Here is a 14722-nt window from a genome sequence, read left to right as displayed (position 1 = left end):
GAATGATGACTGAACTCATCGACGGCCTATACCTTGAGGGCGAGAAGATCGCCGACACCAAGGCACCGCACGACGTCCCCATCGCACAGCGCTGGGAGCAGCGCAAGTTCAACGCCCAGCTGGTCAACCCCGCCAACCGGCGCAAGCTCGACGTGATCGTGGTCGGCTCCGGCCTGGCCGGCGGTGCTGCGGCTGCCTCGCTCGGGGAGCAGGGCTACAACGTCAAGTGCTTCTTCTACCAGGACTCCGCCCGGCGCGCCCACTCCATCGCCGCCCAGGGCGGTATCAACGCCGCGAAGAACTACCGCAACGACGGCGACTCCGTCTACCGGCTCTTCTACGACACCGTAAAGGGCGGCGACTACCGCGCCCGTGAGGACAACGTCTACCGGCTGGCCGAGGTCAGCGCGGCCATCATTGACCAGTGCGTCGCCCAGGGCGTCCCCTTCGCCCGCGAGTACGGCGGCCTGCTGGACAACCGCTCCTTCGGCGGCGTGCAGGTCTCCCGTACCTTCTACGCCCGCGGCCAGACCGGCCAGCAGCTGCTGATCGGCGCCTACCAGGCCCTGGAGCGGCAGGTCCACGCCGGCACCGTCAAGGAGTACCGGCGTCACGAGATGGTCGAGCTCATCGTGATCGACGGCCGCGCCCGCGGCATCGTCACTCGTGACATGGTCACCGGCGAGATTGAGACCCACCTGGCCGACGCCGTCGTGCTGTGCACCGGCGGCTACGGCAACGTGTTCTTCCTGTCCACCAACGCCATGGGCTGCAACGCCACCGCCATCTGGCGGGCGCACCGCAAGGGCGCCTACTTCGCCAACCCCTGCTACACGCAGATCCACCCGACCTGCATCCCGCAGTCCGGCGACTTCCAGTCCAAGCTGACTCTGATGAGCGAGTCGCTGCGCAACGACGGCCGCATCTGGGTGCCCAAGAAGGCCGAGGACTGCGACAAGGACCCGCGTGACATCCCCGAGGAGGATCGCGACTACTACCTGGAGCGGATCTACCCCGCCTTCGGAAACCTGGTCCCGCGCGACATCGCCTCCCGGCAGGCGAAGAACATGTGCGACGAGGGCCGCGGCGTGGGCCCCGCCATCAAGGAGCGCGACCCGCAGGGCAACGAGCGCATGATGCGCCGTGGCGTCTACCTGGACTTCTCCGAGGCCATCGGTCGGCTCGGCCGGGATGCCGTGTCCGCCCGCTACGGGAACCTGTTCGAGATGTACCAGCGCATCACGGGAGACGACCCCTACGAGGTCCCCATGCGCATCTACCCGGCCGTGCACTACACCATGGGTGGCCTGTGGGTCGACTATGACCTGGAGTCCAACATCCCGGGCCTGTACGTGGCCGGCGAGGCCAACTTCTCCGACCACGGCGCCAACCGCCTCGGTGCCTCCGCCCTCATGCAGGGCCTGGCCGACGGCTACTTCGTGCTGCCGGACACGCTTAACGACTACCTGGCGGACATGCTTCGCGAGGGCAAGGTCGACCCGGACGCCCCGGAGATCGCAGAGGCCCGCAAGAGCGTCGAGGACCGCATCGAGCGGCTCATGGCGCTGCGCGGCACCCGCTCCGTGGACGACTTCCACATGGCGCTGGGCCGCATCATGTGGGAGTACTGCGGCATGGAGCGCCGCGACGAGGGACTGCGCGAGGCCATCCGCCAGATCCGCGACCTCAAGGAGGAGTTCTGGCGGGACGCCCGCGTCACCGGCGAGGCCATGGAACTCAACCAGGCGCTGGAGAAGGCGGGCCGTCTGCTCGACTTCTTCGAGCTGGCCGAGCTGATGTGCATCGACGCCCTGCACCGCCGCGAGTCCTGCGGCGGCCACTTCCGCGCCGAGTCCCAGACCCCCGAGGGCGAGGCGCTGCGCCACGACGACGAGTTCCTCTACGTGGCGGCCTGGGAGTGGGGCGGCGAGGACCAGCCCCCGATCCTCCACAAGGAGGACCTCATCTACAAGGACATCGAGCTCAAGCAGCGGAGTTACAAGTGAACATCAAGCTGAAGATCTGGCGCCAGAAGAACCAGAACTCGGAGGGTCACTTCGAGGAGTACTCGATGACCGGCATCGAGGAGCACATGAGCTTCCTCGAGGTGCTCGACCTGCTCAACGAGCAGCTCTTCGCCGAGGGCAAGGAGCCCGTCGCCTTCGACTCGGACTGCCGTGAGGGCATCTGCGGGCAGTGCGGCGTGGTCATCAACGGACAGGCCCACGGGCCGATCCGCTCCACCACCTGCCAGCTGCACATGCGCCACCTGGCGGAGGACCCCTCCTTCAAGGACGGCTCCACCATCACCATCGAGCCTTGGCGCTCCACCGGCTTCCCGGTGCTCAAGGACCTGATCGTGGACCGCTCCGCCCTGGACCGCATCGTGCAGGCCGGCGGGTACATCTCCGTCAACACCGGTGCCGCCCCGGAGGCGCACTCCGTGCCCGTGCAGAAGGACAAGGCCGACGCCGCCTTCGAGGCCGCCGCCTGCATCGGCTGCGGCGCCTGTGTGGCCGCCTGCCCGAACGCCTCCGCCATGCTGTTCACCGGCGCGAAGATCTCCCACCTGGGCCTGCTCCCGCAGGGCCAGCCGGAGCGCCTCGCCCGCGTGGTCAACATGCTCAACCAGCACGACGCCGAGGGCTTCGGCGGCTGCACCAACATTGGTGAGTGCGCCGCCGTGTGCCCCAAGTCGGTGCCGCTGGAGGTCATCACCCGGCTCAACCGCGACCTGGGCCACGCCCTGTGGAAGGGCCAGAAGGCCACCGCCTGAGGCCAGGCCTAAGTCTTCCGCAAGCGCGCGCCGCGCAGCAGCTTCGCTCAGAGCTGCTGCGCGGCGTCGTATACCTTCCGGGCCTTCTCTTCCGGGTGCCCGCTGCCGCGCCTGATACGCCCGTCTTCCATGTCATAGGAGACGCGGCTCGGGGAAGAGTACAGCCCATATTCGGCGCGCAGTTCGGCCTTGGCGAAGTAAGCGGTTCCATCGATGGCGGCGAGGACCGGGGCAGCGTGCCTAGCCTCCAGGACGTCGTCGTCACCTGCCGGCAGGAACCGGATGCACCAACTGCTCAGGGAGAAGTTGTCGGTAATGACTGTCGTTTCGCTGTTGTCGCTGAAGGGCCGGAATGCGAGCAGGCTCGTGGGAACGGCCTCCACCGCGCCGCGCTCCACCTCGATCGAGTTCCGGGCGACATCCACCGGCTCAACGCCCTCCTCGGCTAATCCGGTGGCGACGTCGAGCAGCTCCAGCCGGCGTGTCCGGGCCTCGGGCGTGAGGTCGTAGTCGCTTGTGCTCGACGTGAGCGTCTTGCACCGCCGCCTGGTCGCCGAGCCAGGCACGCATGGTGCGTCCTCCGTTTATCGCCGCGCAGCCGGCGAGGGGAAGCGCGGCAAGCGCCAGTGCGAGCACTGATACGGCGATTCCGGTGCGGCGTCGTCGGGAGGAGCAGGTGGTGGGAGCCGTCTCGTGCGCGTGAGTGGGCATGCTGAGGTGGTGCGCGTTGCGTCGGCGCCCGGCCAGGCGCAGGACTACCCATCGGCGTGTGCCACAGCGGCTGCCGGTGGTCTCTCACAGGTGACGGCGGTATCGTGACCTTCTCCCCGTCAGGCTCCGTTACACTTCCTTGACCGGAGGTATGGTGAAGAGGTTCCCGCAGTGGCAACGTGATGACGCCGCGCATACGCCCAGGCATGCAGCAGACAGTGTGCGTGCGCGCAGGCTGCGGCTGTCGCTGCTGCTCGCGCTCGTGCTGGCCGTCCCGCTGGCTGGTGTCTCCGGGCGCGCCGCCTACGCTGCCGACCTGGCCCCCGCCGGAGCCAGCATCGGCGGGCAGAGCGTGGCCGGCATGACTCGTGAAGAGGTTGCTGCCGTCGTCACCGCTCGGGCCGCCGATACGACCGTGTCCATCACGGTCGATGGGCAGACCATAGAGTCTTCGCTGGAGCAGGCCGGCGGCCGGGTCGATGCGTCCGCCCTGGCGGACGTCCTGGTCGACGGTGCCGATATCGCGCAGTCGACGCCGTCCGCCGTCGGGGACCAGGGTGGGCAGACCCCGGCTGTCTCCGTAGATGCGCAAGCCGTGACCGCGCTCGCCGAGCGCATTGACGCCCAGGTAGGCACGCCGGCGGTCAACGCCGCGATCCAGCCCACCGCCGACGGGGACGCCTTCGAAGCGGTAGCCGGCAGCGACGGGCGGGGCGTGGATCTGGCTTCGCTGACGGCCGTCGTCGAAAACGCCACCGTCACCCTCACCTCCCAGAGCGTCGAACTGGCCCTGACCGGCACCGCCCCGGCCATCTCCGACGCTGCCGCCGAGGCCGCCGCCAGCGACGCCGACGCGCTGATCGCCTCGGAGGTGACGCTCAGCGGGGCGGGGGAGACTCTGACGGCGGACGCCGCCACCCGTGCCTCCTGGGTGGGCACGACCGTCGTCGGCGGGACGCTCAAGACGACGCTGCTGGAGGAGAGCGTCGCCGCCTGGGTTGACCAGGCGGCCGCCTCGATCGAGCTGGACCCGATCAGCGCCATCGACAACGTCGACGCCGACGGCAACCTGCTTGAGCCCGCCCGCCCGGCCCAGGAAGGACTGGAGGTCACCAACCGGGAAGCAGTCACCGATGGCATCATCGCAGCGCTGGATGCGCACGAGCCCTACAGCGGAGAGCTAGACACCCAGGCGCTCACCGCCGATGCCGAGCAGCGGGTCGTCTCCTCCGGCACCGACCGCTTCGCCTACGCCGCCGAGGCGGGCGAGAAGTGGATCGACATCAACCTCACCGACTCCACCATCACCGCCTACGAGGGCTACCAGCAGGTGCATGGCCCAGTCCTCATGAACCACGGCGGCCCCGGGAATGAGACCATCACCGGCACCTACCAGGTGTACCTGACCTACGCGAAGCAGGACCTGGGCTGCAGTGCCGGCTGGTCGTACTGCCAGCGGGACGTCGCCTGGGTGACGTACTGGCAAGGCAACTACGCTATCCACTCCGCGCCCTGGGCCAAGCACTTCGGGGTGGGGTCCGACGCCGGCTCGCACGGCTGCATTAACCTGCCGGAGGAAGAGGCCCACTGGTATTACGACTGGGCCGATATCGGCACCACCGTCGTCAGCCACTACTGAGCTGTGGTGGCTCGGCTAGCTGTTCGGCCCGTTGGCCGCTCGTTGGCTGCTCGGCATCACGAGCTCTTCATATGTGTGGGTGTCGTGGTTGGTGGCCGGGGCTGCGATGTGCTGGTCATGTTCGGGTGTAGAAGGTCGTATTCAGGTTTGTGATGTCTCAGGACATCGCACCCGCGAACCGAAGCGGCAAGTAGCGAATCGTAGACCGGAACGTGCGAACTGTCGGGCGAACGCACGAACTGCGACGCCTGGTCGACCGTGCGCACACCGGGACGCGCCCACCAACCATGGTCCGGCGAACCGCAGCCTGTCAGCTCGCCACACCTTCAACCACGATGAGCCGTATTGCTCGCGATGCCGCGGATAATGACCTCGATTTTGCGGTCCAGCCAACCACGGTCGATCCAGGCGCTGGAGGGGGCCAGCTCGGCGGGCAGCTGCGTCGCCCGTCCATCCGCCTCGAAGCGCCTGCGTGCCGCCTCCAGACCGCTCGGACTGCTGAGGCCGCCCTGGGCGTCGGCGCCCGTCTCCTTCGCTGAGATCCCCGGGCCCTCGCTGGCGGGGGCGCGCGCCACCTCGGTCTGCAGATGCACGCTGATGACCGTGTCGGCGATGAAGTCCAGTGCCAGGACGGCGTCGTCGGGGGACAGGCCGCCCTGCGTGAGGGCATGCCGCGCCTGCGTAATGGGGCGGGCGAAGAACTGGTAGGCCCAGGAGGTCGACACAAGCACGCCCGCCAGTCCCGGCCGCGCCTCAAGCAAGACCCACAGGCGCTCGGCGTAGTCGCGCGCCACCTGCCGCCAGGGACCGCCCAGATCGGAGAAGTCGGTGTCGGCGGCCACCCGATCCAGGCAGGCGCGCAGCAGGTCCTCGCGCGAACTGATTGTGCGGTACAGCGCCGAGGTCGCCACCCCCAGCCGCTGGGCCACGTCGGAGAGTGTGAAGCGGTCGATGCCGATCTCAAGCGCCGCCTCCACCACGTTCCGGCGGGTGAATCCGGGCTTCGGCCCGGTGGGATTGCCCTGGCGCGTCGTGCGGGTCACGTTACGCGACACGGGTTTGCTTACGGCTCTTGTGCGTTACGTCCCGTGAAAGTAAGTTCGTACTTAGTCAATAAAGAACGGCTTTCTTAATTGGAGTGTGAGACATGCTGAGCACGTCTACGACGAGGGCACCCGACCAGGCACCGTCGTCGACCAGGCCCGGCGACGACCGGGCCCGCGCCGTCGCCGGGCAGGCGGCCGTTAGCCGCCTAGGTGCGCCGGTGCGCTCCCGGCTGCGCCTCGGGCAGGTACTCGTAGTTGTTTCCGGGCTGCTCTCCATCGCCCCGTATGTGGCACTCGTACAGCTGGGCGACATCCTGGTGACGGCGCACGAGGCGGGCTCTGCCCCCGACCCGGAGCGCGTGCGCGCCACGGTGATGGTGCTGATCGGCGCCTACTCCACCCGCCTGCTGCTGTACTCCCTGGCCCTGCTCATCACCCACTTCGCCGACCTGGCCCTGCGTGACCGGCTGCGCCGCGACATCGTGGCCCGACTGACCCGCACGCCCCTGAGCTGGTTCACCGCCTCCACCTCCGGACGGCTGCGCAAGGCGGTGCAGGACGACACCACCACCGTGCACACCGTCATCGCCCACGGGCCGGTGGAGCGCCTCAACGCGGTGGTTACCCCGGTGGCGCTGCTGGCCTGCGCCTTCTGGATCGACTGGCGGCTGGGACTACTGAGCGTCGGCACCATCCCCCTGTACTTCGCCACCTACTCCCTGTCCATGCGCGGCATGAATGAGAAGACCGTGGAGATGGACCGCCGCCTGGAGAACATCTCCTCCGCCATGGTGGAGTTCGTCGCCGGCATCGGGGTGGTCAAGGCCTTCGGACAGGTCGGCCGCGCCCACGCCGCCTACCTGCGTGCCGGCGACGAGTTCTCCACGTTCTACCGCGCCTGGGCCATGTCGATGATGAATATCAGCTGCCTGTCCATCACCTGGGTGTCCATCCCGGTGCTGCTGCTGGTCAACCTGGGCGGCGGGAGCCTGCTGCTGCGCGCCGGCCTGGTCACGTTGCCGCAGGTGCTCGCCACCACCCTGATCGCTCTGGTGCTGCCCGGAGCCATGGTCACCATCGCCAGCGTCTCCTGGTCCTACCAGCAGGCTGGGGCGGCCGCGCTGCGCCTGTGCGACATCCTCGACGCCCCCACCCTGTCCGCGGCCGTTCACCCGCGCCGTCCGGATGGCGCCCGCGTGGAGATCGAGCACGTGTCCTACTCCTATGGGCGGACTCTCGCCGTCGACGACGCCTGCCTCACCCTGGTGCCCGGTACCGTCACCGCCCTGCTGGGCCCATCCGGCTCCGGCAAATCGACCCTGGCAACTCTGATCGCCCGCTTCGCCGACCCCGACGCCGGCACCGTGCGCATCGGCGGAGTGGATCTGCGCGACATGGATGAGCAGACCCTGTACGACACGGTCTCCTTCGTGCTCCAGGATCCCCAGCTGCTCGACGCCCCTATTCGCGACAACATCGCCCTCGGCCGCCCCGACGCGGACCTGGAGCAGGTGCGTGCCGCCGCCCGCGTCGCCCAGATAGACGACTTCATCATGACGCTTCCCAGCGGCTATGACACCGTCGTCGGCCGGGATACGGCCCTGTCCGGCGGGCAGGCCCAACGCATCGCCATCGCCCGGGCAGTCCTGTGCGACACCCCGGTAATCCTGCTCGACGAGGCCACCGCCATGGCCGATCCCGAGTCCGAGGCCGAGATTCAGCAGGCCCTGGCGGAGCTGGTCAAGGGGCGCACGGTGCTGGTGATCGCCCACCGGCCCGCAGCCGTCCGCGGCGCTCACCGCGTAGTGGTCATGGACCGCGGCCGCATCGTGGCTACCGGCACTCACGACGAACTGTTGAACGAGCCCCACTACCGGGCGCTGCTGCGTCAGGGCGGCGTCGCCGTCGACCCCCAGGAGAACAGTCATGACTGAGACCATGAACTCGGCCACGCCTACCACCGTGAACCCGACCGCAGTCGGCGCCCGGGCCGGAGAACATCCGGACGTCTCCCGCTCCCTGATGGCCCGGTACCACCGCCTCATGGGCCCCGTCGCCTGGCGGCAGGTTATCGGCGGTATGGGAATCGGTGTGATCAGCGGCGTGTTCTCGGGCCTGGCGCTGCTGTTCCTGCTGCCGGCCTCAGTGGCGCTGGCGACTGGCCGAAACAGTTGGGGACTCGGCTTCGGTGGCTGGCTGATCGTGCTCGCCGTCCTCGCCGTCGCGGCCGCCGTCGGCGACTACTTCAGCCAGCGCATCGGTATGACGGGCGCACTCGGCTTCCAACACGACGTCCACTACGCCATCGGCGACCAGGTTGCCCGCGTGCCCCTGAGTTGGTTCACCGCCGACTCCGCCGGCGTCATGTCCCGCGCCGTATCCCGGGAGATGATGTCGCTGTCCGAGTCGGCGGCACACTTCCTGAATTCGCTGAGCACCACGGTGGCCGGATGCGCGGTCATCTGGCTGGGTTCCTGGGCCTGGGACTGGCGCCTGGGGCTGCTGCTGACCTGCTCGGCGCCGTTGCTGGCGGTGTTCCTGAGGGTCTCCCGCCATCTGATCGACCGCGGCAAGGCCCTCTCCGAGCCCGCCGAACGCGAGCTCGCCGCCCGCATAGTGGAATTCGCCCGCTGCCAGGGGGCGTTGCGCTCCTGCCACGCGGGCACCGACTACCGCCAGCTGGCCGACGCCTTCGACACCGTCGCCCGCACCTCCCGCCGTGGCCTGTGGTGGGAGAGCGCCGGCAACCTGGTCAACGGAGTCCTGGTCCAGACCATCATCGTCGCCATGATCACCCTGTCGGCCGCACTGGCCGTCTCCGGGGCCTTGGAGCCGATGCAGGCGGTCGTCACCATCGGCATCTGCCTGCGCTTCACCACCATGCTTGAGTCCATCGGCACCACCACCGCCGGTATTGAGGAACGCCGCCAGATGATGGACCACCTCGACACCGGAATGGATGTCGCCCCACTACCGGAGCCGAGCGCCGCCGCTGCGGAGCCTGAGCCCGGTGCCGTCGAGCTCGACGATGTTCACTTCTCCTACCTGCCCGGCGCGCCGGTGCTGCGCGGAGCGAGCCTGCACGTGCCCGCACGCTCCATGTGCGCCGTCGTGGGCCCGTCCGGCAGTGGCAAGACCACGATCGCCCGCCTGGTCGCCCGCTTCTGGGACGTGGATGCCGGCAGCGTGCGCGTGGGCGGCACCGACGTGCGCGACATGCCCGTAGCGGACCTGATGAGCCGGCTGTCCATGGTCTTCCAGGACGTGTACCTCTTCGATGACACCCTTGAGGCCAATATCCGCATCGGGAACCCCGGCGCGGACTCGGCCCGGGTGCGCTGGGCGGCCGACCTGGCCGGGGTGACCGAGATTGTGGACCGGCTGCCGGACGGCTGGGACACACGCGTAGGCGAGGGCGGGCAGGCCCTGTCCGGCGGGGAGCGGCAGCGGGTGTCCATCGCCCGCGCCCTGCTCAAACAAGCCCCCATCGTGCTGCTGGACGAGGCTACCAGCGCCCTGGACGCGGAGAACGAGGCGCATATCGTGGCCGCCATGCAGGAGTTGCGGCGCAACTCCACGCTGCTCGTGATCGCCCACAAGCTGGAGACCATTGCCGCCGCCGACCAGGTCATCGTCCTTAACGAGGTGGGGCAGGTGGCCCAGCGCGGCAGTCACGCCGACCTGGTGGACACCCCCGGCCCCTACCGGGACTTCTGGAACTACCGCAGCCGCGCCGCCGGCTGGCGGCTCGTGTAGTCGCTCAACCGCTGGTCGCGCGGAATCCCGGCCGGGGCCGTTGGGCGGGCTACGCTTGGGCGCCGTGAGTGAACCTTTGATCCTCGGTATCGAGTCCACCTGCGACGAGACCGGTGCCGCCCTGGTGCGCGGGCGCGAACTGCTCGGCGACGTCGTGGCTACCTCCATGGATGAGTACGCCCGCTTCGGCGGCATCATCCCCGAGATCGCCTCCCGCGCCCACCTGGAGTCCTTCCTGCCGACCCTTGACGCCGCCCTGGAGCGGGCCGGGGTGACGCTGAGCGACGTCGACGCCATCGCCGTCAGCGCCGGCCCGGGACTCATCGGCTCTCTCACCGTCGGCGTCAGCGCCGCCAAGGCCCTGGCCGCATCCCTGGGCAAGCCCGTCTACGGCGTCAACCACGTAATCGGGCACATCGCCGTCGATGAGCTCATCGACGGGCCCGTGCCCGAGCACTTCATCGGCCTGATCGTCTCGGGCGGGCACTCCAGCCTGCTGGACATCCACGACCTGGCCACCGACGTCGTCGAGCTGGGGGCCACCCTCGACGACGCCGCCGGGGAGGCCTTCGACAAGGTCGGCCGCCTGCTCGGCCTGCCCTACCCGGGCGGCCCGCACGTCGACCGGCTCTCGCAGGAGGGAGACGTGGAGGCGATCCGCTTCCCGCGGGGCCTGGCGGCGGCCAAGGACCGCGAGCGCCACCGCTACGACTTCTCCTTCTCCGGCCTGAAGACGGCGGTCGCCCGCTATGTGGAGTCGCTGGCGGATGCCGGCCAGGAGGTCCCTGCCGCCGACGTGTGCGCCGCCTTCTCCGAGGCGGTCAACGACTCCCTGACCGCCAAGGCGGTGCAGGCCTGCAAGGACACCGGCTGCGACACCCTGGTGATCGGAGGCGGCTTCTCCGCCAACTCCCGGCTGCGCGCGCTCGCGGTGCAGCGTTGCGAGGAGGCCGGCATCACCCTGCGGCTGCCGCCGCTGAAGTACTGCACGGACAACGGCGCCCAGATCGCGGCCCTCGGCGCGGCGGCAGTGCGTGCGGGCGTGGCGCCGAGCCCCATGGACTTCGCCCCCGACTCCGGCATGCCCCTGGACGTGCCCGTGGCCCGCTGAGCCCGCCGGGCCCGCTGAGCCCGCCGGTCTCCCGCCCCTCTTTTCGCCGAGATCGGTAGATATAACCGCCGAGATCGGTAGAAGTCACGTGCCCAAATCGGTTGATATGGCGATGCCCGCTTGCGCCCATCCATTGAACTCATCCGGCGAAGACCACCGGGGCTGACTTCTTCATCCCGCACGCTCGCGGCCGTGGGCTCCTTATGGGGCTCCCCTCCCGCCACACGACGACGTCAATGACCGCGCATACGCACGACAGCCAGAGGGGGCACGCCCTTATCTGGCTATTCGTGTTTGCGGGTGCGGTGGTTGGCGGCGCGGCCATCTGCGGCGCCGCGGCCTGGAGGTGCTGAGAGCACAGGGTCGAGGTGCCGGGAGTGCGGGGCGGTGGGATGGCGTTGGGTACGCCCCGGCGGCGTCTACTACGCCGGTTAGACCTGCGCTGAAAGCTCCGGATCTCTTCAACAAGCGCCCAACCGGCGTGCTAGCGCACGAACCGGAGTAGCAGAAGCCCCCAGCCCCGGACACCAACACGCCGTCGGCCCCGAGTCGCGGCCCAAGGGTGTAGCCGAACCTCCCGGCCCCCGCGGTCCGACATCCCCCTGGAGCGCCAGACCCCACAGCAAACCCACATACCGGATCAACCTGAATGCAGTCCGAACCCAGACCCCGCACACACCCTCACCGTGGCGGGCGCGCCAGCCCCCATCGCCAGAGCCTCAAGCCCCTTATCTACCGATTTGGGCACGTGACTTCTACCGATCTCGGCGGTTATATCTACCGATTTGGGCACGTGACTTCTACCGATCTCGGCGTGGTACTAGTGGCGAGGACGCGAGGGACGGCGGGGAGGGGCGACGGGACCGGGGCGGATGCCGTCGGACACCAGGGCGGTGATCTCGGCGGGGGACAGCGGCCGGCCGGCGCGCACCTCCTCCATCAACAGCCGCATCGCCGCCTCATTGCTGCTCGCGGCCTTGGCGGCGGCTAGCTGACGTTGATAGGAGGCGCCGGCCGCAAGCGTCGCCCGCACGCTCTCCAGCTCCGCCTCGCAGCCGAGTTCCTCCGCCACCGGCGCCAGCTCGGTGAGCATGCGCTCAACGGTGTCGGTGACCAGCTCCTCCGTGCCGGCGGAGTCGGTGATCAGGATGGCATCCATGCCGTAGCGGGCCGACCGCCACTTGTTCTCGTTGACGTACCACGGCGGAAGCGCGTCCAGCTCCTCCCCGCGGTCCAGACGGCGGGAGAAGTCCTCCACCAGGCACTGGGTCAGGGCGGCGATACCGCCCAGCTCGACGAGGTTGGTGGCGGCGTCGCAGGAGCGCACCTCGATCGTGCCCAGGCGCGGCGAGGGGCGCACATCCCAGCGGATCTCGGTGAAGTCCTCAATGACGCCGGTGTGGACCATGTCGCCGACGAATCCCTCCAGCTCCTCCCAGGAGTCGAGCTGGTGCGGCGCCCCCGCCGTCGGAAGCTGCTGGAACATCATGGCGCGGTTGTCGGCGTAGCCGGTGGAGGCGCCCGCCCAGAACGGGGAGGAGGCGCTCAGGCACTGCAGGTGCGCGGTACGCGTGAGCAGGGCGGACAGGATCGGCAGCACCTTGCTGCGGTCCTCAATGCCCACGTGAACGTGCGTGCCGAAGATGAGCATCTGGTGGCCCCACAGCCGGGTCCGTTCCACCAGCCGGGCGTAGCGCTCGGCGTCGGTGACCTTCTGCACCAGCGGGTCGGCGAAGGGGTGCGTGCCCGCGCTGGCCAACTCCACCCGCAGCGGCTCGACAATGGGAAGCAGCCGGCCATAGGCGAGCGCGATGTCCTCGATGCACTCGGCGACCGTGTGGCGCGCCCCGGAGACCAGTTCCACGGTGTTGAGCATCATCTCCCCGTGGATATGCGGGTCCTCACCCACCAGGCGCAGCACGTCGGCGGCGCACTGGCGCAGGTCCAGGCTGTCGCGGTCCACCAGCTGCAGCTCCCACTCGACGCCGAGCGTGGAGCGTTCGGAGCGGGCGAAGGGCATGTCCGCCCGGTGCAGCAGATGTGAGCGGGGCGTCCGGGTGAATGCGGGCGTGGTCGGTGTCATGACGGAGCTCCTTTGTGCTGGAGACGCGGAGACTTATCTGAAGATGCCTACGACGACGGATGGGCGCTACACGATTCCGGGGGCCGTGCCGGGGCAGCGGGCTCGACGACGAGTACGGCGCCCCGGGGTGAGCGGCCGCGGCCGCCGTCGCCGCGCGGGCCGATGCGGGTCAGCAGCCAGACCTCCCCGGCGTCGCCCTGCGGACGCAGGGAGGCGCGCAGCGCCTCGGGGGAGACGTCGACACCGCGGGCGTGAATCTCCAGGCGGCCGATGCCGCGGTTGCGCACGCGGGAGCGCAGCGCCTTCAGGTGCAGGGGAAGCACCTCCACCAGTCTCCAGGAACGCACGAAGGGGGCCGCCTCCGCACCGGCCGGCGTCGACCCGGTCAGGTAGGCGATGCGGTGCCCGACCGGTACCGCCCCGAGCCTGCCCGCCAGGTGGGCGACCAGGCCGGCGCGGATGGCGGCGCCGTCGGGCTCGTGAATGATGCCTTCCAGGTCCTCCGGGCCTGCGACGGGGTCGAGTTGGACCGGTGGCGTTGCGGGATTGTCGCAGTCTGGGTCGGTCAGCGTATGGGCGACCGGCTCGCCGTCGGCCCCCGAGTGCAGGACCAGGGCGGAACGGCCGGAACCCTCCGGGGCGAGCGGGCCGCACCAGATGCCGGCCTCGACCACCTGACCGTCCACGCTCACCCACTGCACGTGGGCGTCGGCGGGCAGCAGCGCGTGGTCGATGCCCGGGGCGACCTTTACTCCGAGCGCCTCCACCTGCTCGCGCAGGCCTAGGACTTGCCCAAGCGGCGGGGACCAGCACTCGGGGTCGGTGATGCGCCGGCCGCCGGAGCGGCGGGCGGGGTCGGCGAAGACGGCGTCCACGCCCTCCGCCGCCAGGTCCACCTCCAGGGCGTCGGCGCAGCGCACCTCAGCGTTGGGAAACGGAGAGAGGTTGACGGTGGCGAGCGCCGCCGTCGGCTCGTCCCGCTCCACTGCCAGCACCTGCGGGCACAAGGAGGCCAGCGCCAGCGCGTCACCACCGATGCCGCAGCCCAGGTCGGCCACGCAGCGGCTGCCGGCCCGCGCAAAGCGGGAGGCGTGGTGGGCGGACACGGCCAGCCGCGTGGCCTGCTCCAGGGCATCGGGCGTGAACAGCATGCGGGCCGCGAAGGGGCCGAACTTGGCGGCGGCGCGCTGCCGCAGCCGTTGCTGGGTCAACGCGGCGGCCACCAGCGCGGGGGAGTGGCCCTCGCGGCGTAGGGACTCGCCCAGGGCGAGGGCCTGACCGGGGTCGTAGGGGGGCAGTGATTCGAGCAGCCGCCAGCCGTCGGGGGTCAGCAGCGGGGCGAGGTCGAAGCCGTCCATCGCCCAGAATCATGACACGCCTGCCCGCCAACGCGCCGCATACGGAGAGCCGTCTCACGCTTCTCATCCGCTTACCTGAGACCTGACGGCGCCGCCCGGTCCGGTTTCCGTAGCGAAACAAATCGGGTGCACAGGGCGCGCAGCCGGAGCGAACGTCCCCGCCTCGTCGCCCCGATCGGGCTACGCTGACACGTCCGTATGAGCCGGTAGCACCGATGGGTGAACGATCCAGAGCGCCCCGG

The 14722-nt window shown here is 69.5% G+C and carries 10 protein-coding genes; 6 read left to right on the top strand and 4 right to left on the bottom strand.

Going from position 1 to position 14722, the window contains the following annotated elements:
* Window positions 1-5: 5 nt before the first annotated feature.
* Window positions 6-2006, top strand: a complete 2001-nt coding sequence (locus BLR49_RS02720; protein WP_092533435.1) for a fumarate reductase/succinate dehydrogenase flavoprotein subunit — start codon at window positions 6-8, stop codon at window positions 2004-2006.
* Window positions 2003-2776 (top strand): succinate dehydrogenase/fumarate reductase iron-sulfur subunit, encoded by a 774-nt coding sequence (locus BLR49_RS02715; protein ID WP_086614064.1) that lies wholly within the window; start codon window positions 2003-2005, stop codon window positions 2774-2776. The genes BLR49_RS02720 and BLR49_RS02715 overlap by 4 nt, the downstream gene beginning before the upstream one ends.
* 47 nt (window positions 2777-2823) lie before the next feature.
* Here the strand turns inward: BLR49_RS02715 and BLR49_RS02710 are convergent, their stop codons facing one another.
* Entirely contained in the window at window positions 2824-3342 is a 519-nt protein-coding gene (locus BLR49_RS02710) for a hypothetical protein (RefSeq protein WP_092532894.1), read from the bottom strand.
* A 296-nt stretch (window positions 3343-3638) separates the two neighbouring features.
* Between BLR49_RS02710 and BLR49_RS02705 the strand changes: the two genes are divergently transcribed.
* Entirely contained in the window at window positions 3639-5126 is a 1488-nt protein-coding gene (locus BLR49_RS02705; RefSeq protein ID WP_092532891.1) for a L,D-transpeptidase family protein, read from the top strand.
* A 326-nt stretch (window positions 5127-5452) separates the two neighbouring features.
* On the opposite strand, the gene BLR49_RS02700 is transcribed toward BLR49_RS02705, so the two are convergent.
* Entirely contained in the window at window positions 5453-6169 is a 717-nt protein-coding gene (locus BLR49_RS02700; protein ID WP_092533433.1) for a TetR/AcrR family transcriptional regulator, read from the bottom strand.
* Window positions 6170-6273: 104 nt separating this feature from the next.
* Here BLR49_RS02700 and BLR49_RS13925 point away from each other — a divergent pair, with 104 nt between their 5' ends.
* The 3 genes from BLR49_RS13925 to tsaD all read left to right on the top strand — a co-directional run bounded on the left by BLR49_RS13925 (window position 6274) and on the right by tsaD (window position 11039).
* A complete protein-coding gene (locus BLR49_RS13925) occupies window positions 6274-8106 on the top strand; it encodes an ABC transporter ATP-binding protein (RefSeq protein WP_176765744.1) in 1833 nt (610 codons plus the stop codon).
* On the top strand, window positions 8099-9928 hold the full coding sequence (locus tag BLR49_RS13920) for an ABC transporter ATP-binding protein (protein WP_342706619.1): 1830 nt from the start codon (window positions 8099-8101) through the stop codon (window positions 9926-9928). Before BLR49_RS13925 ends, BLR49_RS13920 begins: the two co-directional genes overlap by 8 nt.
* Before the next feature lie 64 nt (window positions 9929-9992).
* On the top strand, window positions 9993-11039 hold the full coding sequence (gene tsaD, locus BLR49_RS02690; RefSeq protein WP_092533431.1) for a tRNA (adenosine(37)-N6)-threonylcarbamoyltransferase complex transferase subunit TsaD: 1047 nt from the start codon (window positions 9993-9995) through the stop codon (window positions 11037-11039).
* Window positions 11040-11859: 820 nt separating this feature from the next.
* On the opposite strand, the gene BLR49_RS02685 is transcribed toward tsaD, so the two are convergent.
* Both BLR49_RS02685 and BLR49_RS02680 read right to left on the bottom strand, forming a co-directional pair.
* Complete coding sequence (locus tag BLR49_RS02685; RefSeq protein WP_245690377.1) at window positions 11860-13059, bottom strand: glutamate--cysteine ligase; 1200 nt, start codon at window positions 13057-13059, stop codon at window positions 11860-11862.
* 110 nt (window positions 13060-13169) lie between these two features.
* Window positions 13170-14480, bottom strand: a complete 1311-nt coding sequence (locus BLR49_RS02680) for a class I SAM-dependent methyltransferase (RefSeq protein WP_092532884.1) — start codon at window positions 14478-14480, stop codon at window positions 13170-13172.
* Window positions 14481-14722: the final 242 nt, after the last annotated feature.

Origin of the sequence: Actinomyces ruminicola (assembly GCF_900103885.1) — a bacterium.
In the GTDB taxonomy this organism is placed as follows: domain Bacteria; phylum Actinomycetota; class Actinomycetes; order Actinomycetales; family Actinomycetaceae; genus Actinomyces; species Actinomyces ruminicola.
The sequence above is the reverse complement of the archived record's forward strand: the minus strand, read 5'-3'. Positions and strand labels throughout refer to the sequence as shown.

Excerpts from the sequence above, each read along its gene's own strand:
- BLR49_RS02680 (WP_092532884.1), bottom strand. The coding sequence starts at position 14,480 with ATGGACGGCTTCGACCTCGCCCCGCTGCTGACCCCCGACGGCTGGCGG.
- BLR49_RS02720 (WP_092533435.1), top strand. The coding sequence starts at position 6 with ATGACTGAACTCATCGACGGCCTATACCTTGAGGGCGAGAAGATCGCC.
- BLR49_RS02705 (WP_092532891.1), top strand. The coding sequence starts at position 3,639 with ATGGTGAAGAGGTTCCCGCAGTGGCAACGTGATGACGCCGCGCATACG.
- BLR49_RS13925 (WP_176765744.1), top strand. The coding sequence starts at position 6,274 with ATGCTGAGCACGTCTACGACGAGGGCACCCGACCAGGCACCGTCGTCG.
- BLR49_RS02685 (WP_245690377.1), bottom strand. The coding sequence starts at position 13,059 with ATGCCCTTCGCCCGCTCCGAACGCTCCACGCTCGGCGTCGAGTGGGAG.
- BLR49_RS13920 (WP_342706619.1), top strand. The coding sequence starts at position 8,099 with ATGACTGAGACCATGAACTCGGCCACGCCTACCACCGTGAACCCGACC.